The 22,629-nt window shown below is 64.0% G+C and carries 23 protein-coding genes; 12 read left to right on the top strand and 11 right to left on the bottom strand.

Translation table 11 applies throughout. The features are described from left to right. Positions 1-146: 146 nt before the first annotated feature. From BHD07_RS00225 to hslV, 7 genes are all read right to left on the bottom strand, one after another. Positions 147-2,318, bottom strand: a complete 2,172-nt coding sequence (locus tag BHD07_RS00225) for a malate synthase G (RefSeq protein WP_100672588.1) — start codon at positions 2,316-2,318, stop codon at positions 147-149. A gap of 159 nt (positions 2,319-2,477) precedes the next feature. Continuing rightward, positions 2,478-4,484 (bottom strand): hydantoinase/oxoprolinase family protein, encoded by a 2,007-nt coding sequence (locus BHD07_RS00220; protein ID WP_338276923.1) that lies wholly within the window; start codon positions 4,482-4,484, stop codon positions 2,478-2,480. 129 nt (positions 4,485-4,613) lie between these two features. After that, positions 4,614-6,014, bottom strand: coding sequence for a cytochrome P450 (locus BHD07_RS00215; protein WP_100672590.1), 1,401 nt, complete (start codon positions 6,012-6,014; stop codon positions 4,614-4,616). A gap of 159 nt (positions 6,015-6,173) precedes the next feature. Further along, positions 6,174-7,124 (bottom strand): DUF1402 family protein, encoded by a 951-nt coding sequence (locus BHD07_RS00210; RefSeq protein WP_100672591.1) that lies wholly within the window; start codon positions 7,122-7,124, stop codon positions 6,174-6,176. 195 nt (positions 7,125-7,319) lie between these two features. Continuing rightward, complete coding sequence (gene hslU / locus BHD07_RS00205; protein ID WP_018098641.1) at positions 7,320-8,627, bottom strand: ATP-dependent protease ATPase subunit HslU; 1,308 nt, start codon at positions 8,625-8,627, stop codon at positions 7,320-7,322. Beyond that, complete coding sequence (locus BHD07_RS00200) at positions 8,624-9,145, bottom strand: GNAT family N-acetyltransferase (RefSeq protein ID WP_100672592.1); 522 nt, start codon at positions 9,143-9,145, stop codon at positions 8,624-8,626. The genes hslU and BHD07_RS00200 overlap by 4 nt, the downstream gene beginning before the upstream one ends. Continuing rightward, on the bottom strand, positions 9,135-9,692 hold the full coding sequence (hslV, locus tag BHD07_RS00195) for an ATP-dependent protease subunit HslV (protein ID WP_003531980.1): 558 nt from the start codon (positions 9,690-9,692) through the stop codon (positions 9,135-9,137). The genes BHD07_RS00200 and hslV overlap by 11 nt, the downstream gene beginning before the upstream one ends. A gap of 323 nt (positions 9,693-10,015) precedes the next feature. Here hslV and hisB point away from each other — a divergent pair, with 323 nt between their 5' ends. The 7 genes from hisB to coaA are packed head-to-tail and all read left to right on the top strand — an operon-like array spanning position 10,016 to position 14,676. Continuing rightward, positions 10,016-10,624 (top strand): imidazoleglycerol-phosphate dehydratase HisB, encoded by a 609-nt coding sequence (hisB, locus tag BHD07_RS00190; protein ID WP_338276901.1) that lies wholly within the window; start codon positions 10,016-10,018, stop codon positions 10,622-10,624. Positions 10,625-10,650: 26 nt separating this feature from the next. Further along, entirely contained in the window at positions 10,651-11,127 is a 477-nt protein-coding gene (locus tag BHD07_RS00185) for a DUF2628 domain-containing protein (protein ID WP_100672594.1), read from the top strand. Then, positions 11,127-11,777, top strand: coding sequence for an imidazole glycerol phosphate synthase subunit HisH (gene hisH, locus BHD07_RS00180; protein WP_100672595.1), 651 nt, complete (start codon positions 11,127-11,129; stop codon positions 11,775-11,777). Before BHD07_RS00185 ends, hisH begins: the two co-directional genes overlap by 1 nt. Positions 11,778-11,809: 32 nt before the next feature. Next, positions 11,810-12,556 carry a 1-(5-phosphoribosyl)-5-[(5-phosphoribosylamino)methylideneamino]imidazole-4-carboxamide isomerase gene (gene hisA / locus BHD07_RS00175; protein ID WP_275597075.1) on the top strand — a complete coding sequence of 249 codons (747 nt, stop codon included), beginning with the start codon at positions 11,810-11,812 and terminating at the stop codon, positions 12,554-12,556. Continuing rightward, on the top strand, positions 12,553-13,329 hold the full coding sequence (gene hisF / locus BHD07_RS00170; RefSeq protein ID WP_100672597.1) for an imidazole glycerol phosphate synthase subunit HisF: 777 nt from the start codon (positions 12,553-12,555) through the stop codon (positions 13,327-13,329). Before hisA ends, hisF begins: the two co-directional genes overlap by 4 nt. 31 nt (positions 13,330-13,360) lie before the next feature. After that, positions 13,361-13,684 (top strand): phosphoribosyl-ATP diphosphatase, encoded by a 324-nt coding sequence (locus BHD07_RS00165; protein WP_018098648.1) that lies wholly within the window; start codon positions 13,361-13,363, stop codon positions 13,682-13,684. Next, positions 13,681-14,676: a type I pantothenate kinase gene (gene coaA, locus BHD07_RS00160; RefSeq protein ID WP_018098649.1), complete on the top strand. Its 996-nt coding sequence runs from the start codon at positions 13,681-13,683 to the stop codon at positions 14,674-14,676. Before BHD07_RS00165 ends, coaA begins: the two co-directional genes overlap by 4 nt. Positions 14,677-14,727: 51 nt before the next feature. Here the strand turns inward: coaA and BHD07_RS00155 are convergent, their stop codons facing one another. The 4 genes from BHD07_RS00155 to BHD07_RS00140 form a co-directional block, all read right to left on the bottom strand. Continuing rightward, the gene (locus BHD07_RS00155; RefSeq protein ID WP_100672598.1) at positions 14,728-15,339 is read right to left on the bottom strand and encodes an alpha-ketoglutarate-dependent dioxygenase AlkB; all 612 of its coding nucleotides are present in this window, start codon (positions 15,337-15,339) and stop codon (positions 14,728-14,730) included. Between the two features lie 113 nt (positions 15,340-15,452). Then, positions 15,453-15,926: a peptidoglycan-binding protein LysM gene (lysM, locus tag BHD07_RS00150; RefSeq protein ID WP_338276893.1), complete on the bottom strand. Its 474-nt coding sequence runs from the start codon at positions 15,924-15,926 to the stop codon at positions 15,453-15,455. Between the two features lie 143 nt (positions 15,927-16,069). Then, positions 16,070-16,504, bottom strand: a complete 435-nt coding sequence (arfB, locus tag BHD07_RS00145; RefSeq protein ID WP_100672599.1) for an alternative ribosome rescue aminoacyl-tRNA hydrolase ArfB — start codon at positions 16,502-16,504, stop codon at positions 16,070-16,072. Between the two features lie 104 nt (positions 16,505-16,608). Further along, the gene (locus tag BHD07_RS00140) at positions 16,609-18,219 is read right to left on the bottom strand and encodes a phosphoenolpyruvate carboxykinase (protein WP_338276891.1); all 1,611 of its coding nucleotides are present in this window, start codon (positions 18,217-18,219) and stop codon (positions 16,609-16,611) included. Positions 18,220-18,560: 341 nt separating this feature from the next. On the opposite strand from BHD07_RS00140, the gene chvI reads away from it, so the two are divergent. From chvI to BHD07_RS00115, 5 genes are all read left to right on the top strand, one after another. Continuing rightward, the gene (gene chvI / locus BHD07_RS00135) at positions 18,561-19,283 is read left to right on the top strand and encodes a two-component system response regulator ChvI (protein ID WP_018098654.1); all 723 of its coding nucleotides are present in this window, start codon (positions 18,561-18,563) and stop codon (positions 19,281-19,283) included. A 223-nt stretch (positions 19,284-19,506) separates the two neighbouring features. Continuing rightward, entirely contained in the window at positions 19,507-21,240 is a 1,734-nt protein-coding gene (chvG, locus tag BHD07_RS00130) for a two-component system sensor histidine kinase ChvG (protein ID WP_234704988.1), read from the top strand. After that, positions 21,237-21,695, top strand: a complete 459-nt coding sequence (locus BHD07_RS00125; RefSeq protein WP_100672600.1) for an HPr kinase/phosphorylase — start codon at positions 21,237-21,239, stop codon at positions 21,693-21,695. The genes chvG and BHD07_RS00125 overlap by 4 nt, the downstream gene beginning before the upstream one ends. A gap of 156 nt (positions 21,696-21,851) precedes the next feature. Then, entirely contained in the window at positions 21,852-22,253 is a 402-nt protein-coding gene (locus BHD07_RS00120; RefSeq protein ID WP_018098657.1) for a PTS sugar transporter subunit IIA, read from the top strand. Next, positions 22,250-22,543 (top strand): HPr family phosphocarrier protein, encoded by a 294-nt coding sequence (locus tag BHD07_RS00115; RefSeq protein ID WP_018098658.1) that lies wholly within the window; start codon positions 22,250-22,252, stop codon positions 22,541-22,543. Before BHD07_RS00120 ends, BHD07_RS00115 begins: the two co-directional genes overlap by 4 nt. Positions 22,544-22,629: the final 86 nt, after the last annotated feature.

The following is a 22,629-nucleotide window of genomic DNA, read 5'->3' as shown; positions in this document are numbered from 1 at the left end:
CTGCTCGATGTTTTTGTCCATTGATCGGCCACGATCAAAGGAAACATGCAGTGGCGCACGGTCGATACGCGAGGAATTCAAGCGCATCACCGTGCGTGCCGACAAAACCGACCAGAGCTTCGACGCCATTAAAATCGCAACGGGCCCTAGGCCCGCTGCTTCGCCTTCAGCTCCAGCCGGCGGCGATGCAGGACCGGCTCGGTATAGCCGTTCGGCTGCTCGCGGCCCTTGAGCACGAGATCGAGCGCCGCCTGAAAGGCGATCGATTCGTCGAAGCGCCCGGCCATGGGCTGGTAATTCGGATCGCCGGCGTTCTGCCCGTCGACGATCGCCGCCATGCGCTTCATTGTCTCCACGATCTGCGCTTCGCTGACGATGCCGTGATGCAGCCAGTTCGCCATATGCTGCGCCGAGATGCGCAGCGTCGCGCGGTCCTCCATCAGGCCGACATTGTTGATGTCCGGCACCTTGGAGCAGCCGACGCCCTGGTCGACCCAGCGCACGACATAGCCAAGAATGCCCTGCGCATTGTTGTCGAGTTCGCGCTGGATTTCTTCCTCGGTCCAGTTCGGCCGTGGGGCGACCGGCACGGAGAGGATATCGGCGAGCTTCGCGCGGGCGCGGCTCTTCAGGCCCGCCTGGACTTCGGCGACGTTGACGCGGTGATAGTGGGTGGCGTGCAGAGTCGCGGCCGTCGGCGACGGTACCCAGGCCGTGTTCGCGCCCGCCTTCGGATGAGCGATCTTCTGCTCCAGCATCGCCGCCATCAGGTCCGGCATCGCCCACATGCCCTTACCGATCTGGGCGTGGCCCGACAGCCCGCACGCTAGACCGACATCGACGTTCCAGTTCTCATAGGCCGATATCCATGGCGCCTGCTTCATGTCGCCCTTGCGGATCATCGGGCCGGCTTCCATCGAGGTGTGGATTTCGTCGCCGGTGCGGTCCAGGAAGCCGGTATTGATGAAGACGACCCGTTCGCGGGCGGCGCGGATGCATTCCTTGAGGTTGACGGTCGTCCGCCGCTCCTCGTCCATGATTCCCATCTTCATCGTGTTGGCCGGAAGCCCGAGCGCCGCCTCTACGCGGGCGAAAATCTCGCAGGCGAAGGCGACTTCCTCCGGCCCGTGCATTTTCGGCTTGACCACATACATGGAGCCGCTGCGGGAATTCGCCCGCCGGCCGTTCCGGCCGATGTCGTGGAGTGCGATCAGCGCCGTCACCATGGCATCCATCAGGCCTTCCGGCACCTCTTTGCCGTCCCGGTCGAGGATCGCGGGGTTGGTCATCAGGTGCCCGACATTGCGCACCAGCATCAGCGACCGGCCCGGCAGTGTCAGAGTCGCGCCGTCCGCAGCCTTATAGGCCCTGTCGGGGTTGAGCCTCCGGGTGAACGCCCTGCCGCCCTTGGTCACCTCCTCCTCGAGATCGCCTTTCATCAGCCCAAGCCAGTTGCGGTAGACGAGCACCTTGTCCTCGGCGTCGACGGCCGCAACCGAATCCTCGCAATCCATGATCGTGGTGATCGCCGATTCCAAGACGACGTCGGATATGCCGGCTGCATCGGCCTTGCCGATGGGTGTCGTTGCGTCGAGGACGATGACGACGTGAAGGCCGTTCCGACGCAGAACGATCTCGGACGGCGCCGCGGGGTCACCAGCATAGCCGGCGAACTGAACGGAATTGCGCGGAGCGCTCTTCGTGCCGTCGGCAAGCGTTACGGTCAGCGTCGCTCCCTCAATCGAGAACGATTCGGCATCGCTCCAGCGGCCGGCCGCCAGCGGAGCGCTCGCGTCGAGAAATTCTCGCGCCCAGGCGATGACCTCGGCACCGCGCTTCGGATTGTATCCCTTGCCGCGCTCGGCCCCGTCGGTCTCCGCTATCGCATCGGTGCCGTAAAGGGCGTCGTAGAGCGATCCCCAGCGGGCATTGGCGGCATTGAGCGCATAGCGCGCATTCATCACCGGCACGACAAGCTGCGGCCCGGCGATCGTCGCGATCTCGGAATCGACATTTGCGGTCGAGACGTAAAAATCGGGACCTTCCGGCAGGAGGTAGCCGATTTCCCGCAGGAAGGCTTCATAGGCTTCCATGTCGACCGGGGCACCATGCTCGCGATACCAGCCGTCGAGCCTGGCCTGCATCTCGTCGCGCTTGACGAGAAGGGTCCGGTTTTTCGGTCCGAGATCGTGAACGAGATCCGAGAAGGCGGAAAAGAACCGCTCCGCCTCGACCCCGGTGCCCGGCATCGCCTCTTCGACCAGAAAGCGGTGGAGCCCCGCATCGATCTGTAATCCATATTTCTCAACGCGGTCCATGCCACAGCTCCTGATTCAGTATTCCCATTGCCATAGATAGAAGCGGCGCCCGGAAGGAAAAGCGCTTTGGGCCCGCTCACATGCGCGGACACTCTCTCATCAACGCATTCCCTGTCAATTCCGCAAGGATGCGAAGAATTGTTTCCGGAATGGAAAAGGTCAAGACGCGTGATGCGCGATACGGGGCCGGCCGCTTGCCGAGGCGATGAAGCGTGCCTCGATCAGCTTGCGGCTGCCTTCGACCTCCGGCGCGTCGATCTCTTCCCGAAGCACCGCGGCGGGTTCTTCTGCACCGTTGGCGCGGGCGCTCTCCAGGGCCATCATTTCGGCGCGCCGTCGGGCGACGCCGAAAGCTTCCTGCTGATCGACGAAGCGTTCGCTCGCGCCCGCACCGTTGACGATGAAAATGCCTTCTTCCGGCGTCGTCACGAAGACGGTGATCGTTGCCCGCACCTGACCGACAACCGCGCCGACGGCGTTTGCCACATCTGCCTCCGCCGGGATCGCGGCCTCGGTGGAAAGCATTTCGGCGATGGCGGGGTAATAGACCGGCGCAGAGGCGCCGAGACCGACAAGCGGCCGGTCGAGGCTGATCGAAAAGCGCACGATGCCCGGTTCCCGTTTCAGCGCCCGGTCGACGGCAAGTGAGGCGGCGGGGTCGATGGCGGCGCCGTCCTCGCTGAGACAGGCTTGCAGGATGGCTTCAGAGGATTGTCGCGTCAGCCGGTCGACGATCAACTGCGCGAGAGCTTCGACGGAGGCGGCGACAGGCTGTCCCGATCCGTCCTTGGTGCGGGCGGCGATCTCGAGGCCCAGGCGTGCGGCCTCGCCGTTCCACTGCGCCTGCCGTCCGAGAACATGCATTGCGTCCGAGGGGGTGAGCCCGCAGATATGCACCAGTCCGCGCGCCACGAGCCGGTCGAGCGTTGCCTTCTGCGGCGTGCTGACGAGCAGGTCCGCAAGCGCCACCGGCACCATGCCGATGCGGCCGTAGAGTGCCTGCTCCTGCGGCTGAAGCCCGCTCGCCAGGTGGTCGGGCAAGCCGGTGCGGACCGCCAGGCGTCCATCATGCCGGCCGGCATGAGGCGCCCGCAACTGCCTTTCGAGCACCGACAGGACCGCGTCGCCGTGCAGGGCCGCGGCCAGGCTCAAGGGCAGGAACCGGCGGGGCCCGAGATCGAGCTTGGCCTTGAGGCCGCGGTCGTTGATCTTCACCTCGGAGTCGCCGCCGAGGCCGTAGGTGCGCATGGCGACCGCCTCGACCATGGTGCGAAAGCCTCCGACGACCGCGCCCTCCGCATCGAGTCGCGGGCGGCCCTTTTCGAGTACGGCTACGTCGGTCGTCGTGCCGCCGATATCGGAGACGACGGCGTTGTCCAAGCCGGTCAGATAGCGAGCACCGACGAGGCTCGCGGCCGGCCCGGAAAGGATCGTCTCGATCGGGCGCAGCCGCGCTTCGGCGGCCGAGATCAGCGCACCGTCGCCGCGCACCACCATCATCGGCACGTCGATGCCGCGGGCCTTGAGGAAGTCTTCGCACGAACCGATCAGCCGGTCGATCATCGAGACGAGGCGCGCATTCAGAAGCGTCGTCAGCGCCCGGCGCGGGCCGCCGAGCTTGGAGGAAAGCTCATGGCTGCAGGTGACCGGCAGGTGCGAGACCTCGCGGATGCGATCGCGCACGCGCTTCTCGTGGTCCGGGTTGCGCACGGCGAAATAACCGGCGATGGCGAAGGACCACACCTGAGAGCCGAGTGCCGGCAGCGCCGCGTCGAGCGCACTCATGTCGAGCGGCGTCTCGCCTCCATGGACGTTGTGGCCGCCGGGAAGGAACAGAACGGGATCGGATCCGAGCGCTTCCTGAAGGCCGTCGCGCTTCAGGTCTTCGGGAGCAAAACCGATCATGATCAGACCGGCACGGCCGCCCTGGCCTTCGACCAGCGCATTGGTGGCAAGCGTCGTCGAGAGCGACACGAGGCTGATGGCCGAAACCGGCACTCTCGCCTTCGCGAGCACCGCCTCCACCGCGCCGGAAACGCCCTCGGCCAGGTCGTGGCGGGTCGTCAGCGCCTTGGCCTTGGCGACGACGCCGGTAGCTTCGCTGAAAAGGACGGCGTCGGTGTAGGTGCCGCCGGTGTCGATGCCGAGGAGAAGATGCGGGGTCAATTTCTGCTCAGTCCAATGATGAGGGTCCGGAAGGGTCTGTCCGGTGATAGGACATATTCTTGGAAAAAACCATCGCGCGACAACGACGTTTCCGTGTCTGACGGCGGGCGTATCCCACCAACGGGGGCCCTACTTCACCCGGGCAGACACCTTCATCGGCAAGCCACCCCTCGGCTGCGTCGTCAGCCTTTGAACAGGCCAGGGATGCGTCTCGTCCGTCAGGTCGAAGCGGAAGCGGTGCATGAGCACGGCAAGCGCGATAACCGCCTCCTGCAGCGCGAAGGTCGCGCCGATGCAGATGCGCGGGCCAGCGCCGAAGGGCAGGTACTGGAAGCGGTTGATCTTGTCCCGGTTTTCCGGAAGGAAGCGCTCCGGCATGAAGGCGCGGGGTTTCTGCCAGTAGAGCGCATGCCGGTGGAGCGTCCAGGGCATGACCAGCACCGATATTCCCTTGCGGATCGGCACGCGCTCGCCTTCCGGGGAAGTCCACGCATCCTCCTCGATCGCGGCGCGGTTGATGGATGGCGCTGGCGGATAAAGCCTCAACGCCTCCTCGAAGGCGGCAAGCACATGCGGCATGCGCCCGAGCCAGTCGACCGGATCGGCGCCGCTTGCAAGAACCGAATCGATCTCCTGTTCCATCGTCTCGCGATAGGCGGGCGTATTGGCGACGCAATAGAAACACCAGGCGAGCGCCCGTGCCGTGGTCTCGTGGCCGGCACCTATGAAGGTGAGAATATTGTCCTCGATCTCGGAGGTCGTAAGCCCATCCGGACCTTCCAACTGCAGAAGCAGGGTCAGAAAGTCGTTCGGGACCTCGCCGGGCGCTTCCGCCATCCGTCGCCGGCGCAGAGACATCGTCTCGGAAACGACGCCGCGGAAACGGTCGAGCACTTTCCGGCCACCGATGCGGGTCAGTCGCGGAACCCAGCTCGGCGCAACCAGGAGGTCCATCGGATCGACGCGCCCCATTCGATGCAGCAATTCCTCGACATTGGCGGCGAAGCCCTGCTTTTCGACGGCGATCTCGCCGGAAAAGAGGGTCTCGGCCAGGATCTCGAAGGTGAGTTCCGTCATGTCCACGGCGACATTGGTGACGAAGGGTTCCGATGAAGCACCCGCGTAGCGGCCGACGAAGGCCTCGCAAACGCGAAGCATCTGGCCGGCAAAGCCTTTTGCGTGCCTTGGCGTGAAGACCGGCGCCATCGCCTTACGCGACCGTTTCCAGACCTCTCCTTCCGCCGTCAGGAGGCCGTCGCGCAGGATCGGGCGCAGGATCAGCCGCCGGACATTCGACATTTCGTAGTTGGCGGCGTTCTCGACGAGGATATAGCGGATGAGGCCGGGATCGTTGACGATAAGCGTCCGCTGATTGATGAACTTCGTCTCGATCCAGGGAAGCGTGTAGGAAGGCTCGCCCCAGAGCTCGAGCGGGTTTCGCAGAACCGTGCGGATGATCTCGAGCCGCGAGGGGATGCCGGTGCGCGGGACGGGCGCGGGCGGCTCGAATGGCTCCGGTCGCGTATCCATGTGTATGCCTTTCCCAGAGCAATTCCAGGAAAAGTGCGCAGCGGTTCTCAGTCCGGAATTGCGGAATGCTCTGGTCGCGTACCGTTCCAGTTTTTTACGGCGCAATCAAGAAAATGCTTCACGTGAATCGCGATGATTCCGCCGCCGGGCGATAAAGGATCACAAAAGGCTTTCGAGCTCTGCCAGTTTGTCGTTGACGAGCCAGCCGTAATAGTTCTCCTCCGGCCAGTAGACCTCGCCCCCCTGGTTCTTTGCCGCAAGCGCGGCCGCACGCGCATCCGGATTGCCGACATTGTAGAGCGTTGCCGTCAGGCCCGGATTGCCGGAGATATCCATGCCCGCAATCGTGCGATAGGCATCGATCGAATGCCGGATGGAGGCGGCCATATAGGCAAGCGACACGTCCGGGTCCATGATCGCCTCATAGACGCCTGCGGCATTGTTTTCGTCGAGGCGCTCATAACCGGAAACGCGCGACACCATATCCGTCAGCATCAATGCGGTCAGCGGATTGATCTGGCCGAGACCGAAGGTCTGCCCGGCGAAGAACGGCTGGAAGAAGACGGCGCTGAAGCGGTTGTTCGGGAAGGATTTGCCGGCCACGGTATGCCCGCGGAACTGGCTGTCCCAGACCCGCTCGCGGCAGGTCCAGAGCGCGTAGGAGCCTTTCTTGCCGGCGCATTCGGCAAATTGGGGCCGCTCGACGAATTCGGCGATGGACTCGCCCTGATAGCCGAACTGGAAGCTGTCGCCCGCATAGGCGGCCGCCTTGACGTAATAGGATTGCAGCCGGTCATAGGCGTCGACATTGTAGGTGTGTTCGCCGACGATCGCCCCGACCATGTGAATGGGCGCGATGCCGTAGGCGCCGGCGACCGACTTGATCTTGCCGACGAGCTTGCGGTCGGTGGCAAGAAGCTCGCGCACCTTCTCGTATTTCGCGTCGAAGGATGTGCGGCCGGCTTTGGTGCGGCGTACCGAGGCGCCCGGAACGCCCGGCTGCTCGACGTGGCGATTGCCCTGCGGGACGATGAGTATCCCGCTCGCAGCCGAAGGACCGGCGGCGAGGCAAAATGTGAAGATCACGAGCATGCAGGCGGTGAGGCGCACTATCAGTTTTCCTGTAGACTCTTCCAAGAAGCCGGCGGACCCCGCCGGTTCCGGCGCGCCCCTAAGGCAGAATCATGTCGGAATGATGCCTTAATTCTTAACGGCTGCTGATCGATCTAGAGAAAACGGAGGCGCCTGTCGAGTGACAGGCGCCCCACAATTCGGTGATCGGCTGGCCTCGACGGAGGTCGGGCGTCAGAGGATGTAGCGCGACAGGTCGGTATTGGCCGCCAGATCCCCGACATGCCGGCGAACGTAATCGGCATCGATCGTGACGCCCTGGCCTCCGCGATCGGGCGCGTTGAAGGAGACATCGTCGAGCACACGCTCCATCACGGTTTGCAGGCGGCGCGCGCCGATGTTCTCGACATTGGCGTTGAGCTGGACCGCGACCTCCGCCAGCGCGTCGATCGCGTCCTCGGTGAAGTCGAGGGCAACGCCCTCCGTCTCGAGCAGCGCCTTGTACTGGCGGATGAGGCTCGCCTCCGTCTCGGTCAGAATGCGGCGGAAATCCTCCTTGGTGAGGGCCCTAAGCTCGACGCGGATCGGCAGGCGCCCCTGCAGCTCCGGCAAAAGGTCCGACGGTTTTGCGACGTGGAACGCGCCGGAGGCGATGAAGAGGATGTGATCGGTCTTCACCGGCCCGTATTTCGTCGCCACCGTCGTGCCTTCGACCAGCGGCAGCAGGTCGCGCTGCACGCCTTCGCGCGACACGCCGGCACCGATGCCGCCTTCGCGGGTGGCGATCTTGTCGATCTCGTCGAGGAAGACGATGCCGTCATTTTCCGCCGCCGCCACCGCCTCACGCTGGATCTGCTCGTTGTCGAGCAGCTTGTCGGACTCGTCGTTTACCAGGAGCGCATAGGAGTCCTTGACCGTCGTCTTGATTTTCTTGGTCCGGCCGCCGAGTGCCTTGCCGAACATTTCCGAAAGGTTGAGGACGCCGATATTGGCGCCCGGCATTCCCGGGATCTCGAAGGCGCCGCCGGGCGAGCCGGTTTCGGCGACATCGACCTCGATCTCCTTGTCGTCGAGCTCGTTGGCGCGCAGCTTCTTGCGGAAGGAATCGCGGGTTGCCGGCGAGGCGGTAGTGCCGACCAGCGCGTCGAGAACGCGCTCCTCGGCGTTCTGATGAGCCTTCGCCTTCACTTCGGCGCGCCTTTTCTCCCGCACGAGGCTGATGCCGACCTCGACGAGATCGCGAACGATCTGCTCCACGTCGCGGCCGACATAGCCGACTTCCGTGAACTTCGTTGCCTCCACCTTGACGAAGGGCGCGCCGGCGAGCTTGGCGAGGCGACGGGAAATCTCCGTCTTGCCGACGCCGGTCGGACCGATCATCAGGATATTCTTGGGCATGACCTCGTCGCGCAGCTCGTCGTCGAGCTGCTGGCGGCGCCAGCGGTTGCGCAGCGCAATGGCAACCGCGCGCTTCGCGTCCTTCTGGCCGATGATGTAGCGGTCGAGCTCCGACACGATTTCCCTGGGTGAAAAGTTGCTCATCGATTCCTCTCAAATTCCGTCCGCTCGAGCTCCATCAGGAGGGTTCGACCGGACTCGTCTATCCATTCGCCAAAAGGTACGAAACCGGCCTTCGCATAGGCTCGGACGGCGCGGCGGTTGCCGGCGTCGGGGTCGATGACGATGCGCGCGGCGCCGCTTTCGAACAGTCTTGCGGCAAAGGCTCTGAGCGCCATGGCGGCGACGCCTTTGCCTGTCATTTCGGGCGGGCCGATGAAGATGTCGACGCCGGGCGTGTCGCCCGACAGGTCCTTGGCCCAGGGCTCCTCGTCATATTCCGACGGGATCCAGGACTGGATATAGCCGGCCGGCTCCCCCTTCACACGAAAGACGAAACCGTCGACCTCACCCTTCGCGCAACCGTCCCGTATCAGCCCGAGTTCGACATCGGGATCGCCCCACCACTGCCGGACATGCGGCTCGGAAAGCCAGGCGAGGAGCATCGGCAGGTGGCCCTCGGCCACCGGCTCGAAGCTGACCTCTGCCGGCTCATTCCGCATCCAGCGTCTCCACGACGACGTTGTGGTTGGTGTAGACGCAGATGTCGCCGGCGATCTCCAGCGCGCGGCGGGCGATCTCCTCGGCCGACTTGTCGCTGTCCATGAGCGCCCTCGCCGCGGCAAAGGCATAGTTGCCGCCCGAACCGATGGCGATCGTCCCGTGCTCGGGCTCGAGAACGTCGCCGTTGCCGGTGATCGCCAGCGTCACCGTCCGGTCGGCAACCAGCATCATCGCCTCGAGATTGCGCAGGTACTTGTTGGTACGCCAGTCCTTGGCGAGCTCTACGGCCGCGCGCATCAGCTGGTCGGGATATTGCTCGAGCTTCGCCTCCAGCCGTTCCAGAAGCGTGAAGGCGTCCGCCGTCGCGCCGGCGAAGCCTGCAATCACGTCGCCCTTCGACAGGCGGCGGACCTTGCGGGCATTGCCCTTCATAACCGTCTGGCCGAGGCTCACCTGGCCATCACCCGCCATTACCACCTTGCCGCCCTTGCGCACCGTGATGATGGTGGTCGCATGCATCGTTCCGTAAGGATTGTGTTCGCTCATGAAAGTACCTTTGGGCCCGGCGAGCCGGGGGGATGCGGCTCGCGATGAGCCTGGTTGCCTGAGGCCTATGTAAGTCGCAGCCGCGCGATTGCAAATGCGCGAACGCGCGCCCAGGCGGCTTTCGTTTTCACGTCGCCGCGGCGCACCGAATCTCCGTCGCAGTTCTGGATATTTCATGCCTCCCCTGATAAGGAGCGGCTCTGTGACGGAATGCGAAGATCGAAGGTGGGCTTTGTCGCCCCTCTCCGCGACGCCCGAAAACGATGTTGCTCCGATAGGCCGGCTGGCCCAAAGTCATCGGAGAGTGCAGACAGGAGAGCCTGATGGCAGACGTGACGCCGAGCCGCACCGGCCAAGTTTCGCGAAAGACGAATGAAACCGCCATATCCGTCTCGGTCAATGTCGACGGAACGGGCGTATCGAAGATCGCGACCGGCGTCGGTTTCTTCGACCATATGCTGGACCAGCTCTCGCGCCATTCGCTGATCGACATGGAGATCAAGGCGGAGGGCGACCTCCATGTCGATGATCACCACACCGTCGAGGACACCGGCATCGCCATCGGACAGGCGCTGGCCAAGGCGCTCGGCGATCGCCGCGGCATCACCCGCTATGGCTCCATAGACCTCGCCATGGACGAGACGATGACGCGCGCCGCCGTCGACGTCTCCGGCCGGCCCTTCCTCGTCTGGAACGTGACCTTCACGTCGCCGAAGATCGGCAGCTTCGACACCGAACTCGTGCGCGAATTCTTCCAGGCGCTCGCCCAGCATGCCGGGATCACGCTGCATGTGCAGAACATCTACGGCGCCAACAACCATCATGTCGCCGAGACCTGCTTCAAGTCCGTCGCCCGCGTGCTCCGCACGGCAACCGAAATCGATCCGCGCCAGGCGGGACGCGTCCCCTCGACCAAGGGGACGCTCGCCTGAGCCGGCCAATATCTGGTTTAAAGACCATGGCCTCCTACCTGATCATGACCCCGCCCGGCGCACCGGCCGACGACGAAAGGGCGCGGTTCATCGCCGACGGATTTTCCTGGACCGCCTTCTTCTTCCCCGGTCCGTGGCTCATCGTCAAACGCGCGTGGCTCATCGGAATCTTCGTTTCCGTTCTGCAGTTCCTGTTGCTTCTTGCGGCATCGGTGCCCGGCGGCTTCAGCGCAGCGCTGCTCGTCCATCTGGCGCTCGGTCTCATCGTGTCGCTCGAAGGCCCGCTTCTCATCGCCCGCAAGCTCTCGGCACGCGACTGGACGTTTCGTTCGGTCGTTCCGGCACGCGATCTCGAGACGGCCGAAGAAATCTATTATTCGAACGCCGGGCCGTCCGCCCATGCAGGAGATGCAGCTCCCATGCCGTCGACCGACAGGTCCGCTACGGGACGGCCGGGCGCCGCCGCCGGGCTCGGCTTTTTTGAATCCTATGGAGAGCGCTGATGCGGGTCGCCATCATTGACTACGGATCCGGCAACCTGCGCTCGGCCACCAAGGCCTTCGAGCGCGCCGCCCGCGAGGCCGGCATCGCGGCCGAAATCGATCTCACCGACAGGCCGGAACGGGTGGCCACGGCCGATCGGATCGTGCTGCCGGGCGTCGGCGCCTATGCCGACTGCCGCCGCGGCCTCGCCGCCGTGGAGGGCATGGAGGAAGCGCTGACGGAGGCGGTCGAGAAAGCTGGCCGCCCCTTCTTCGGCATCTGCGTCGGCATGCAGCTCATGTCGTCGCGCGGACTCGAAAAGACGGTGACGAAGGGTTTCGGCTGGATCCCCGGCGATGTCGTCGAGATGACGCCCGAGGACCGCTCGCTCAAGATCCCCCAGATCGGCTGGAACACGCTTGATCTCAAGCGCGCGCACGCCCTTTTCGACGGCATTCCGACCGGCGAGAACGGTCTGCACGCCTATTTCGTCCATTCCTATCACCTCGCGGCGGAGCGTGCCGAAGACGTGGTGGCGGAGGCGGACTATGGCGGCCCGGTGACGGCCTTCGTCGCGCGCGACAACAAGGCGGGCTCGCAGTTCCATCCGGAAAAGAGCCAGGCGCTCGGCCTCGCCCTCATCTCGAATTTCCTGCGCTGGAAGCCCTGAGGCTGCCGCGTCATTTCTGATCGGACGAACAAATGATCCTCTTTCCCGCGATCGACCTCAAGGACGGGCAATGCGTGCGCCTGAAGCTCGGCGACATGGAGCAGGCGACAGTCTATAATCCCGACCCGGCCGCCCAGGCGCGCGCCTTCGAGGAGCAGGGTTTCGAATGGCTGCACGTGGTCGACCTGAACGGCGCCTTTGCCGGGGAGACCGTCAACGGTGCGGCGGTCGACGCCATCCTCAAGGCGACGAAGAACCCGGTGCAGCTCGGCGGCGGCATCCGCACGCTGGAGCATATCGAGAACTGGCTTTCGCGCGGGCTGAAGCGCGTCATCCTCGGTACCGTCGCGGTGCGCGATCCCGCCCTGGTGATCGAAGCCTGCAGCAAGTTCCCGGGACGGGTCGCGGTCGGCATCGATGCGAAGGGCGGCAAGGTCGCCGTCGAGGGATGGGCGGAAGCGTCCGAGCTCGGGGTGATCGAACTTGCCAGGAAGTTCGAGGGCGCGGGCGTCGCGGCGATCATCTATACCGACATCGACCGTGACGGCATCCTGACCGGCATCAACTGGGCCTCGACGCTCGAACTCGCGGACGCGGTTTCAATCCCGGTCATCGCCTCGGGCGGCCTCGCCTCGATGGACGACATCCGCCGCATGACCGAACCGGATGCGCAAAAGCTCGAAGGCGCGATCTCCGGTCGGGCGCTTTATGACGGCCGGATCGATCCGAAGGAAGCTCTGGATCTGATCCGCGAAGCAAGAAAGGGGAAGATGCGATGACCCTTAAAGCCCGTGTAATCCCCTGCCTCGACGTGAAGGATGGCCGCGTCGTCAAGGGCGTGAACTTCGTGGATCTGATCGACGCCGGGGACCCGGTGGAGGCGGCACGCGCCTATGACGCGGCCGGGGCCGACGAGCTCTGCTTCCTCGACATCACCGCCTCTTCCGACAATCGCGAAACGATCTTCGACGTCGTCGCCCGCACCGCGGAGCAATGCTTCATGCCGCTCACCGTCGGCGGCGGCGTGCGCCAGGTGGCGGACATCCGCAAGCTCCTGCTTGCCGGCGCCGACAAGGTGTCGATCAACACGGCGGCGGTGAAGAATCCGGAATTCGTCGCGGAAGCCGCCGACAAGTTCGGCGACCAGTGCATCGTCGTCGCCATCGACGCCAAGAAAGTCTCGGCGCAAGGCGAGACGCACCGCTGGGAGATCTTTACCCATGGCGGGCGGCAACCGACAGGCATCGACGCGATCGAATTTGCGCAAAAGGTCGTCGAACTCGGCGCCGGCGAAATCCTTCTCACCTCCATGGACCGAGACGGTACGAAGAGCGGCTACGACATCAGCCTGACACGGGCGATCGCCGATGCGGTACGCGCTCCCGTCATCGCCTCCGGCGGCGTGGGCACGCTCGACCACATGGTCGAGGGCATCCGCGACGGCCATGCGACTGCCGTGCTCGCCGCCTCGATTTTCCACTTCGGCACCTACAGCATCGGCGAGGCGAAGCGCCACATGGCCGAGCACGGCATCGCCATGCGGCTTGATTGAGGCGGCGCTGTCAACGAGAAGGGATCCGATAATGACCGACTTCACCCTTTCCGACCTGGAGAAGATCGTGGCGTCCCGCGCTCGGGCGGCGCCGGAGGAGTCCTGGACCGCCAAGCTGGTGGCGGCCGGGCAGACGAAGGCTGCCAAGAAGCTCGGCGAAGAGGCGGTGGAAACGGTCATCGCCGCGATCGGCGAGGACCGGAAGAATCTGGTCGATGAGAGTGCCGATCTCCTCTATCATCTTATGGTCGTATTGAATATCGCCGCCGTCCCGTTGCAGGATGTGATGAGCGAACTGGCCAGGCGGACGAGCCAATCCGGCCTGCAGGAAAAGGCGAACCGGCAGAATCCATGAGCATCGCCGCGGAAGACATCGAACCGGCCGACATTCCGGGCAATCTCCAGGGGGGCGAATATTCGCCCTATCACGTCTTCTCCGCGGAGGAATGGTCGCGCTTTCGCGCCGACACGCCGCTGACGCTGACGGCCGACGAGGTGCAGCGCCTGCGCTCGCTCAACGATCCGGTCGATCTCGACGAGGTGCGACGGATCTATCTCTCGCTCTCACGGCTCCTCTCCGCCCATGTGGAAGCGTCGCAGATCCTCTTCAGGCAGCGCACCCGCTTCCTGAGCATGTCGAACGAGACGAAGACGCCCTTCGTCATCGGTGTCGCCGGCTCGGTCGCCGTCGGCAAGTCGACGACGGCGCGCATCCTTGCGGAGCTTCTCGCGCGCTGGCCCTCGAGCCCGAAGGTCGACCTCGTCACCACCGACGGCTTCCTTTATCCGAATGCGGTTCTCCAGCGGGAAAACCTGATGGATCGCAAGGGATTTCCCGAGAGCTACGATATCGGCGCGCTGCTCAGATTCCTCTCGGCGATCAAGGCGGGCCGGCCGAACGTCAAGGCTCCTACCTATTCGCACCTGACCTATGACGTGATCCCCGACCAGTTCCAGGTGATCGACCGGCCGGACATCCTCATTTTCGAGGGGATAAACGTGCTGCAGTCGCGCGATCTGCCGGCCGACGGCAAGATCGTGCCGATGGTCTCGGATTTCTTCGACTTTTCGATCTATATCGATGCCGAGGAGAGCCTGATCCACAGCTGGTACGTGAACCGCTTCATGCGACTGCGCGAAACCGCATTCCAGAACCCGCAATCCTTCTTCCATCGCTATGCGACGATCAGCGAGGATGCGGCGCGCGCGATCGCCGAGGGCCTCTGGCACAATATCAATCTGAAGAACCTGCATCAGAACATTCTGCCGACGCGGCCGCGCGCCGATCTCATCCTGCAGAAGGGCCCCAACCACCTGACGCAGACGGTGGCGCTCAGGAAGCTTTGAGGGGAACCGCGCCGCCTGCGGGAAAGGAACCGCTTCGGACGGGGCGAAGCTTCAAGGATTGACCCTTCGCAGCGTCAGATTGAGCCGGCCGCCGCTCCTCAGGAGCGTCGACGTGTTCGGATAGATGCGGTCGACGCCGTGGAAGGCGAGCCGTCCTTCGCCGCCGAGCACGACGACGTCGCCGCTTTCGAGCCTGAACGACACGGTCTGTCCGCCGCGTGTGCGGCCGCCGACGCGGAAAAGGCAGTCGTCGCCGAGCGAGATCGAAACGACGGCAGTCTCGAGATCGCGCTCGTCCCGGTCCTGGTGGAGCCCCATGCGCGCCTCTGCCGAGTAGAAATTCACCAGACAGGCCTCGGGGGACTTGTCGCTTCCGGCCACGGCATTCCAGATGTCCTGCAGCATGTGTGGAATCGGCGGCCATGGCTTGCCGGTGACCGGATGCGTCGCCTGGTAGCGGTAGCCGCGCTCGCGGTCGGTGACCCAGCCGAGCGCGCCGCAATTGGTCATGCGCACGGACAGGGGTTTGCCGGTCTTCGGCATCGCGGGCGCGAAGAGCGGAGCCTCCGCGACGACGGCGCGGACGGCCTCGACCAGTTCCTGCTGGCGCGAACGGTCGAGAAAACCGGGAATGTGTCTCACCCCTTTCGGCAGCACAAGCATTGGCGGCATCCTGTCATACGGCATCGATCGAATCCTCCCGTCAGCAGATCCGGCGGGAGATGACAGGTACATAGCGCTCACCGGGGTCGGGATCGACCCGAAACAGCCTTCGTTCAGCCGGCATCCAGATCGGGGATGCGCAGCACCTGGCCCGGATAGATCTTGTCGGGATGGGTGAGCATGGGCTTGTTCGCTTCGAAGATCGCCGTGTGCTTGGCGCCCTTGCCTTTGCCGTAATGGGCCTCGGCGATCTTCCAGAGATTGTCGCCCTTCTTCACGGTGTAGAAGACCGGGGCCTTCGCCTCGGCCGGCGCGGCGACGCCGTCGGCGACCTTGAGCTCGGATGCCTCGACCTTGGATATGCCGAGCGTATTGCCGACCGCCACGACCGCCTTCTCGAAGGTGGACTGGTCCTTGACGACACCCTTCAGCACGACCTTGTCGTCCACGACGTCGACCTTGACGTCCTTGGTGCCGAGATCATGGGACGCGAGCTCCTTTTCGACGCTTGCCGCATCGGGCGGCGTGTCGTCGCCGCCGATTCCGAGCTTCTTTCCCGCATTCTTGATAAAATCGAACAAACCCATGCTTGTCTCCTCTCTCGCGCGGCTGGAGCCTGCACATGTCGTCTTCCCCACGACCGCCGTACGGCTTGGCGACATGCGTCAGCGGATAAGAGAGTGCGGTTGCGGGCAAAAGACAAGGGCGCGGGCGCAACTTTCGGGCGCGGTCAGTCGCCGCCGGGGCGGCCGCGCAGCTTCTTGATTTCGGAACGGCCGGATTTCTCCTTCAGCCGGCGTTCGATCGATCCGCGCGTCGGCTTCGTCTTCCTGCGCGGCGGGGGCGGTGGTTCCGCCGCCTTCAGGATCAGCTCCTTCAGCCGCTCGCGGGCGTCCTCGCGGTTGCGTTCCTGACTGCGGAAGCGATTGGCTTCGATCATAAGGACGCCCTCCTTCGAGGCGCGCCGTCCGGCGAGCTTCAAGGCGTTGGCCTTGACGCGCTCCGGCAGGGACGGCGAAGCCTGCACGTCGAAGAAGAGCTGGACGGCCGTCGAGACCTTGTTGACGTTCTGTCCACCCGGTCCGCCGGCCAGCACGAATTGCTCCGTGAGCTCCCATCCGGCGATCACGATGTTTTCGTTGATGTAAAGCGGTTCGCTTGCCATGGATCTTCCTCGGCCGTTTCTATCGCATGCTTGAAAACCGGCCGCAAATGCAAAACCCGGCCGTAGGCAGCCGGGTTTCACGTGAATCATGGCAAAAGACCGGATTATTCGGCGGCCACCCTCGCGCCCGGGGCTGCGTCGCGCACGCTGCCGTCGACGTGGCGCTCGAACTTGGCGAAGTTGGCGATGAACATGTCGACGAGTCGCCGTGCCTGGGCGTCATAAGCCACACCATCCGCCCAGGTCGAGCGCGGGTCGAGAATGCCGGCCTCGACCCCCGGTACCGACACCGGCACCGCGAAGCCGAAATTCGCATCCGTGCGGAACGAGGCGCTGTTCAGCGAGCCGTCGAGAGCCGCCGAAAGAAGCGCGCGCGTCACCTTGATCGGCATGCGGCTTCCCGTGCCGAAGGCGCCGCCGGTCCAGCCGGTGTTGACGAGCCAGCAGGTGACGCCGTTCCTGGCGATGAGGTCCTTGAGAAGATTGCCGTATTCGGACGGATGGCGCGGCATGAACGGAGCGCCGAAGCAGGTCGAGAAAGTCGCCTCCGGCTCCGTCACGCCCTTTTCGGTACCGGCGACCTTGGCGGTGTAGCCGGAGAGGAAGTGATACATGGCCTGTTCCGGCGTCAGCTTGGCGATCGGCGGCAAAACCCCGAAGGCGTCCGCCGTCAGCATGATGATCGTGCGCGGCTGCGGCGCCGTGCCGGTCTTGCTGGCGTTCGGAATGAAGTGCAGCGGATAGGCGCAGCGGGTGTTCTCCGTCAGCGAACCGTCGTCGAAGTCAGGAAGGCGCCGCTCGTCGAGGACGACGTTCTCCATCACCGTACCGAAGCGGCGCGTCGTCGCAAAGATCTCGGGCTCTGCCGCTTCCGACAGGCGGATCGCCTTGGCATAGCAGCCGCCCTCGAAATTGAAGACGCCCTTTTCGCTCCAGCCGTGCTCGTCGTCACCGATCAGAGTGCGGTTCGGATCGGCGGAGAGCGTCGTCTTGCCGGTGCCCGAGAGGCCGAAGAAGATCGCCGTGTCACCGGCAGGTCCGACATTGGCCGAGCAGTGCATCGGCATCACCGACTTCTTGGGCAGCAGGTAATTGAGGACGGTGAAAACCGACTTCTTCATCTCGCCCGCATAGGACGTGCCGCCGATCAGCACGAGGCCGTTTGTCAGGTCGCAGGCGATGACCGTCTCGCTGCGGCAGCCGTGGCGTGCGGGATCGGCCTTGAAGCTCGGCAGGTCGATAATCGTCAGCTTCGGCTGAAAAGACGGAAGCTCCTCGCGCTCCGGGCGGATCAGCAGATTGCGGATGAACAGCGAGTGCCAGGCGAACTCGGTGACGACGCGCGTCGGTAGCGCGTTCTCCGGGTCGGCACCGCCGACGAGGTCCTGGACGTAGAGCGACATGCCTTTGGCATGGGCGAGCATGTCCTGACGAAGACGCTCGAAATGCTCCGGCGAAATCGCGCTGTTGTTGTCCCACCAGATCTGGTCGGCGGTGTTGGCGTCGCGCACGACATACTTGTCCTTGGGCGAGCGGCCCGTGTGCTGGCCGGTGCGGGCGCAAAGCGCTCCATGGACCGTCAGTTCGGCTTCACCGCGGGCCAGGGCTTCTTCGTAAAGCTGCGGCGCCTCGAAGTTGTAGCGGACGACCGAGAGGTCGGAAAATCCGATCGATTCCAGTCCGATAGAGGGATTGCGGCTCCCGAGCTCATCCATGGTCAAGCTTCCTTCGTGGTTGGCCATTGGCGTTGAATTTCGTCGGAACATACCGGCAAGGCCGATGCAAGACAAGATAGTCAATTCTAAAACAATAATGAATTCAGTATATTAATCGATTTAAAGAAAAATATGCATTTTTTAATCGGTTGAATCGCAGCTTCCGGAAACCCACCGGCGGGGCCGGCTGCGGGGGAACCGGATCAGGTGCTTTTGCACTTCGCCACAATTTGTTCCACCTTTATACTCAATTAACGCGGCCGTGACTCGCGGTTGCCGCGATTCTTGCAACGCATCTCGAAGCGTCTCGGCAATCGGGCCTCGAAACGGAGTAGAATAAGATGCAGACCATCGCGCTTGTCGATGACGACCGCAACATCCTGACGTCCGTGTCCATCGCGCTGGAAGCCGAGGGCTACAAGGTCGAAACCTATACGGACGGCGCATCGGCGCTGGAGGGTCTGCTGGCGCGTCCGCCGCAGCTCGCTATCTTCGACATCAAGATGCCCCGCATGGACGGCATGGAGCTGTTGCGGCGGCTGAGACAGAAGTCCGACCTGCCCGTCATCTTCCTCACATCGAAGGACGAGGAGATCGACGAGCTCTTCGGTCTGAAGATGGGCGCCGACGACTTCATCACCAAGCCCTTCTCTCAGCGCCTCCTGGTGGAGCGCGTCAAGGCCATCCTGCGTCGCGCGGCCAACCGGGAGGCTGCGGCCGGAGGCGCCGGACCGGTGAAGAATGCCGACACGCCTTCCCGTTCGCTCGAACGGGGCCAGCTCGTCATGGACCAGGAGCGGCATACCTGCACCTGGAAGAACGAATCTGTCACGCTGACCGTCACGGAGTTCCTCATCCTGCACGCACTGGCGCAGCGACCCGGCGTGGTGAAGAGCCGCGACGCGCTGATGGATGCCGCCTATGACGAACAGGTCTATGTCGACGACCGCACGATCGACAGCCACATCAAGCGGCTTCGCAAGAAGTTCAAGATGGTCGACAACGACTTCGACATGATCGAGACGCTCTACGGCGTCGGCTATCGTTTCCGCGAAACGGCCTGAGGGAGCGAGCCGGCGGATTGCGGATCACTCGTCGCCGGAGCGCTGCCGCCCGTACCTCCCTTGCTAGCGCTTGCGCAGCAGCGCCGGCTGGCGTAGGGCATCGCGGGAACGGGCGAATGCGACAGGCGACGCGGGCAGAAGCGAAGGTCGCGTCGCGGGAGCGGGAGACTTGGTAGAAGTCTTGCAGGGCGATATCGAAGAAGCGGAAGGACGGGCATCGACGCTGCGCGGGCAGCGGCGATGGGCGCATCCCTTTACGCTGATCCGGCGCCTGTTCGGCAATGCGGTCTTCTCAAGCCTCACGCGGCGCATCGTCTTCTTCAACCTGGTGGCGCTCGTGGTCCTCGTCGGCGGGATCATGTATCTCAACCAGTTCCGGGAAGGTCTGATCGACGCCCGGGTGGAGAGCCTTCTGACGCAGGGCGAGATCATCGCCGGCGCCATCTCGGCCTCCGCCTCGGTGGACACCAATTCGATCACCATCGATCCGGAAAAGCTGCTCGAATTGCAGGCCGGCGAAAGCATCACGCCGCTGCCGAGCGACGAAGATCTCGAATTCCCGATCATTCAGGAACGCGTGGCGCCGGTCTTGAGAAGACTGATCTCGCCGACGCGCACGCGCGCTCGCCTCTTCGATGCCGATGCCGACCTGCTGCTCGATTCGCGCCACCTCTATAGCGGCGGACAGGTGCTTCGTTTCGACCTGCCGCCGGTCGATCCGGAAAGTCCGAGCCTCGCCGATGAGTTCGGCACCTGGTTCAACCGGCTGCTGCAGCCGGGCGACCTGCCGCTCTACAAGGAGCCGCCCGGCGGCAACGGCTCGATCTATCCGGAGGTGATGAACGCCCTGACCGGCGTGCGCGGCGCCGTGGTGCGCGTGACCGAGAAGGGCGAGCTGATCGTTTCGGTTGCCGTTCCGGTACAGCGCTTCCGCGCGGTCCTCGGTGTGCTCCTCCTCTCCACCCAGGCCGGCGACATCGACAAGATCGTCCATGCAGAACGGCTGGCGATCATCCGCGTTTTCGGCGTGGCGGCGCTGGTCAACGTCATACTCTCGCTGCTTCTCTCGTCGACGATCGCCAACCCGCTGCGGCGGCTTTCGGCCGCGGCCATCCGCGTGCGCCGCGGCGGCGCCAAGGAACGGGAGGAGATCCCGGACTTCTCATCCCGCCAGGACGAGATCGGCAATCTTTCCGTGGCGCTCCGGGAAATGACGACCGCGCTCTACGACCGCATCGCGGCGATCGAGAACTTCGCCGCCGATGTGAGCCACGAACTCAAGAATCCGCTGACGTCGCTGCGCAGCGCGGTCGAAACCTTGCCGCTCGCGCGCAACGAGGAATCGAAGAAGCGGCTGATGGACGTCATCCAGCACGACGTGCGACGGCTCGACCGGCTGATCAGTGATATCTCCGACGCCTCGCGTCTGGATGCGGAGCTTGCACGCGCCGACGCGAAGAAGGTCGACCTCGAAAAGCTGCTCGGCGACCTCGTCGAAATTTCACGCCAGATCCGGGGCAGCAAGAAACCGGTGCTGCTCGACTTCGTCGTCGACCGTAAGGACAACCCGCGCGCAAGCTTCATCGTCAGCGGCTACGAACTGCGCATCGGTCAGATCATCACGAACCTGATCGAAAACGCCCGCTCCTTCGTCTCCGAGCAGAACGGCCGCATCGTCGTCCGGCTGACCCGGTCGCGATCGCGCTGCATCGTCTATGTCGAAGACAACGGTCCGGGCATCCAGGCGGAGGACATCGACCGTATCTTCGAGCGCTTCTACACCGACCGGCCGGAGGGCGAGGACTTCGGCCAGAACTCGGGGCTCGGCCTTTCGATCTCGCGCCAGATCGCCGAGGCGCATGGCGGAACGCTCAGAGCCGAGAACATCGCCGGCAAGGACGGCCACATCGGCGGCGCCCGCTTCGTTCTCTCGCTGCCCGCCGAGCCGCACCCGTGACTGCGCCCTTCGTCAATGTCCACGGAACCGCGATCGTTCTCGGCACGACCGGGCTGCTGATCACAGGGCCGTCCGGCTCGGGCAAGTCGGCGCTCGCGCTTTCCTGCCTCTCGCAAGTGAGACGCCGGGGCCGCTTCGCCGCGCTCGTCGCGGACGACCGCGTGGATCTGACGCTCGAGAACGGGCGCATCGTCGCGCGCTGCCCTGCCGCCATTCGCGGGCTCCTCGAAATCCGCGGATCCGGAATTGCGGAAGTCGGTACCGTCTCCGCCTGTGTTCTCGATTGGGCGATCGCGCCGGTCAGGGCACCCTTCGAGCCGCGTCTGCCGCCGGAGGAGGAGGAGCTGCAGCTCGGGATCGGGCGAAATCTGCCGCTGTTGCGCCTCCCCATCGAGGGGCCGCTGTCGCCGCTCGACGCGCTCGCCGCCCTTCTGCCCGAAAATGTAGGACTTTAGCCTTATCGAAAGGCAGTGCGGCTGCTTTTTCGGCATTTTTGGCTTGCACTTCGCCTTTTCCTTGCCAAGATGGCGCCCCCAACAGGTGGACGAAATTGCTGCATTGCGATATCTGGCCATCAACGAGTTGCATATGCAGTTGGAGCAAAGATACCCATGATCGGACTTGTGCTTGTCACTCATGGCAAGCTGGCGGATGAGTTTCGGCATGCTTTGGAGCATGTCGTCGGTCCGCAAAAAGCTATCGAGACCGTCTGCATAGGCCCCGAGGACGACATGGATCAGCGGCGTCAGGATATCCTCGACGCCGTCGAGAAGGCCAATCAAGGCGACGGCGTCATCATCCTGACGGATATGTTCGGCGGCACCCCTTCGAATCTCGCCATTTCGGTGATGCGCGGCGGCAGCGTCGAGGTCATCGCCGGCGTCAACCTGCCGATGCTGATCAAGCTCGCAGGCGTGCGCGGTGAAAGCGACATGGACAAGGCGCTGGTGGAAGCCTCCGAGGCGGGGCGCAAATACATCAACGTCGCCAGTCGGGTTCTGAGTGGAAAATGATGGATCACCGCCCCGACACGGCTCTGACGCGCGAACTGCTCATCGTCAACAAACGCGGCCTGCATGCGCGTGCCTCCGCGAAATTCGTGCAGACCGTCGAGACCTTCGACGCGGAGATCACCGTCTCCAAGGACGGCATGACCGTCGGCGGGACCTCGATCATGGGGCTGATGATGCTGGCGGCCAGCACCGGCTGCTCGGTCTTCGTCACCGCCAGCGGCGCTCAGGCCGAAGAAGCGCTCAACGCGCTGGATACGCTGGTTCGCGACAAGTTCGGCGAAGAGATGTGACCGATATAAACATATAAAGACCTCTTTATATGTCGGTTGCCCTCCACGGGGTTTCCTGATAGACGGAAGGCACGCTGCCCGCGATC

It is taken from the genome of Sinorhizobium sp. KGO-5, from assembly GCF_036245905.1.
In the GTDB taxonomy this organism is placed as follows: Bacteria; Pseudomonadota; Alphaproteobacteria; order Rhizobiales; family Rhizobiaceae; genus Sinorhizobium; species Sinorhizobium meliloti_A.
Note: the sequence above shows the minus strand (reverse complement) of the source record. Positions and strands in the feature narration are given on the sequence as shown.

Excerpts from the sequence above, each read along its gene's own strand:
- BHD07_RS00225 (WP_100672588.1), bottom strand. The coding sequence starts at position 2,318 with ATGGACCGCGTTGAGAAATATGGATTACAGATCGATGCGGGGCTCCAC.
- BHD07_RS00215 (WP_100672590.1), bottom strand. The coding sequence starts at position 6,014 with ATGGATACGCGACCGGAGCCATTCGAGCCGCCCGCGCCCGTCCCGCGC.
- hslU (WP_018098641.1), bottom strand. The coding sequence starts at position 8,627 with ATGAGCAACTTTTCACCCAGGGAAATCGTGTCGGAGCTCGACCGCTAC.
- BHD07_RS00200 (WP_100672592.1), bottom strand. The coding sequence starts at position 9,145 with ATGCGGAATGAGCCGGCAGAGGTCAGCTTCGAGCCGGTGGCCGAGGGC.
- hslV (WP_003531980.1), bottom strand. The coding sequence starts at position 9,692 with ATGAGCGAACACAATCCTTACGGAACGATGCATGCGACCACCATCATC.
- hisB (WP_338276901.1), top strand. The coding sequence starts at position 10,016 with ATGGCAGACGTGACGCCGAGCCGCACCGGCCAAGTTTCGCGAAAGACG.
- BHD07_RS00185 (WP_100672594.1), top strand. The coding sequence starts at position 10,651 with ATGGCCTCCTACCTGATCATGACCCCGCCCGGCGCACCGGCCGACGAC.
- hisH (WP_100672595.1), top strand. The coding sequence starts at position 11,127 with ATGCGGGTCGCCATCATTGACTACGGATCCGGCAACCTGCGCTCGGCC.
- hisA (WP_275597075.1), top strand. The coding sequence starts at position 11,810 with ATGATCCTCTTTCCCGCGATCGACCTCAAGGACGGGCAATGCGTGCGC.
- hisF (WP_100672597.1), top strand. The coding sequence starts at position 12,553 with ATGACCCTTAAAGCCCGTGTAATCCCCTGCCTCGACGTGAAGGATGGC.
- BHD07_RS00165 (WP_018098648.1), top strand. The coding sequence starts at position 13,361 with ATGACCGACTTCACCCTTTCCGACCTGGAGAAGATCGTGGCGTCCCGC.
- coaA (WP_018098649.1), top strand. The coding sequence starts at position 13,681 with ATGAGCATCGCCGCGGAAGACATCGAACCGGCCGACATTCCGGGCAAT.
- BHD07_RS00155 (WP_100672598.1), bottom strand. The coding sequence starts at position 15,339 with ATGCTTGTGCTGCCGAAAGGGGTGAGACACATTCCCGGTTTTCTCGAC.
- lysM (WP_338276893.1), bottom strand. The coding sequence starts at position 15,926 with ATGGGTTTGTTCGATTTTATCAAGAATGCGGGAAAGAAGCTCGGAATC.
- arfB (WP_100672599.1), bottom strand. The coding sequence starts at position 16,504 with ATGGCAAGCGAACCGCTTTACATCAACGAAAACATCGTGATCGCCGGA.
- BHD07_RS00140 (WP_338276891.1), bottom strand. The coding sequence starts at position 18,219 with ATGGATGAGCTCGGGAGCCGCAATCCCTCTATCGGACTGGAATCGATC.
- chvI (WP_018098654.1), top strand. The coding sequence starts at position 18,561 with ATGCAGACCATCGCGCTTGTCGATGACGACCGCAACATCCTGACGTCC.
- BHD07_RS00120 (WP_018098657.1), top strand. The coding sequence starts at position 21,852 with ATGATCGGACTTGTGCTTGTCACTCATGGCAAGCTGGCGGATGAGTTT.
- BHD07_RS00115 (WP_018098658.1), top strand. The coding sequence starts at position 22,250 with ATGATGGATCACCGCCCCGACACGGCTCTGACGCGCGAACTGCTCATC.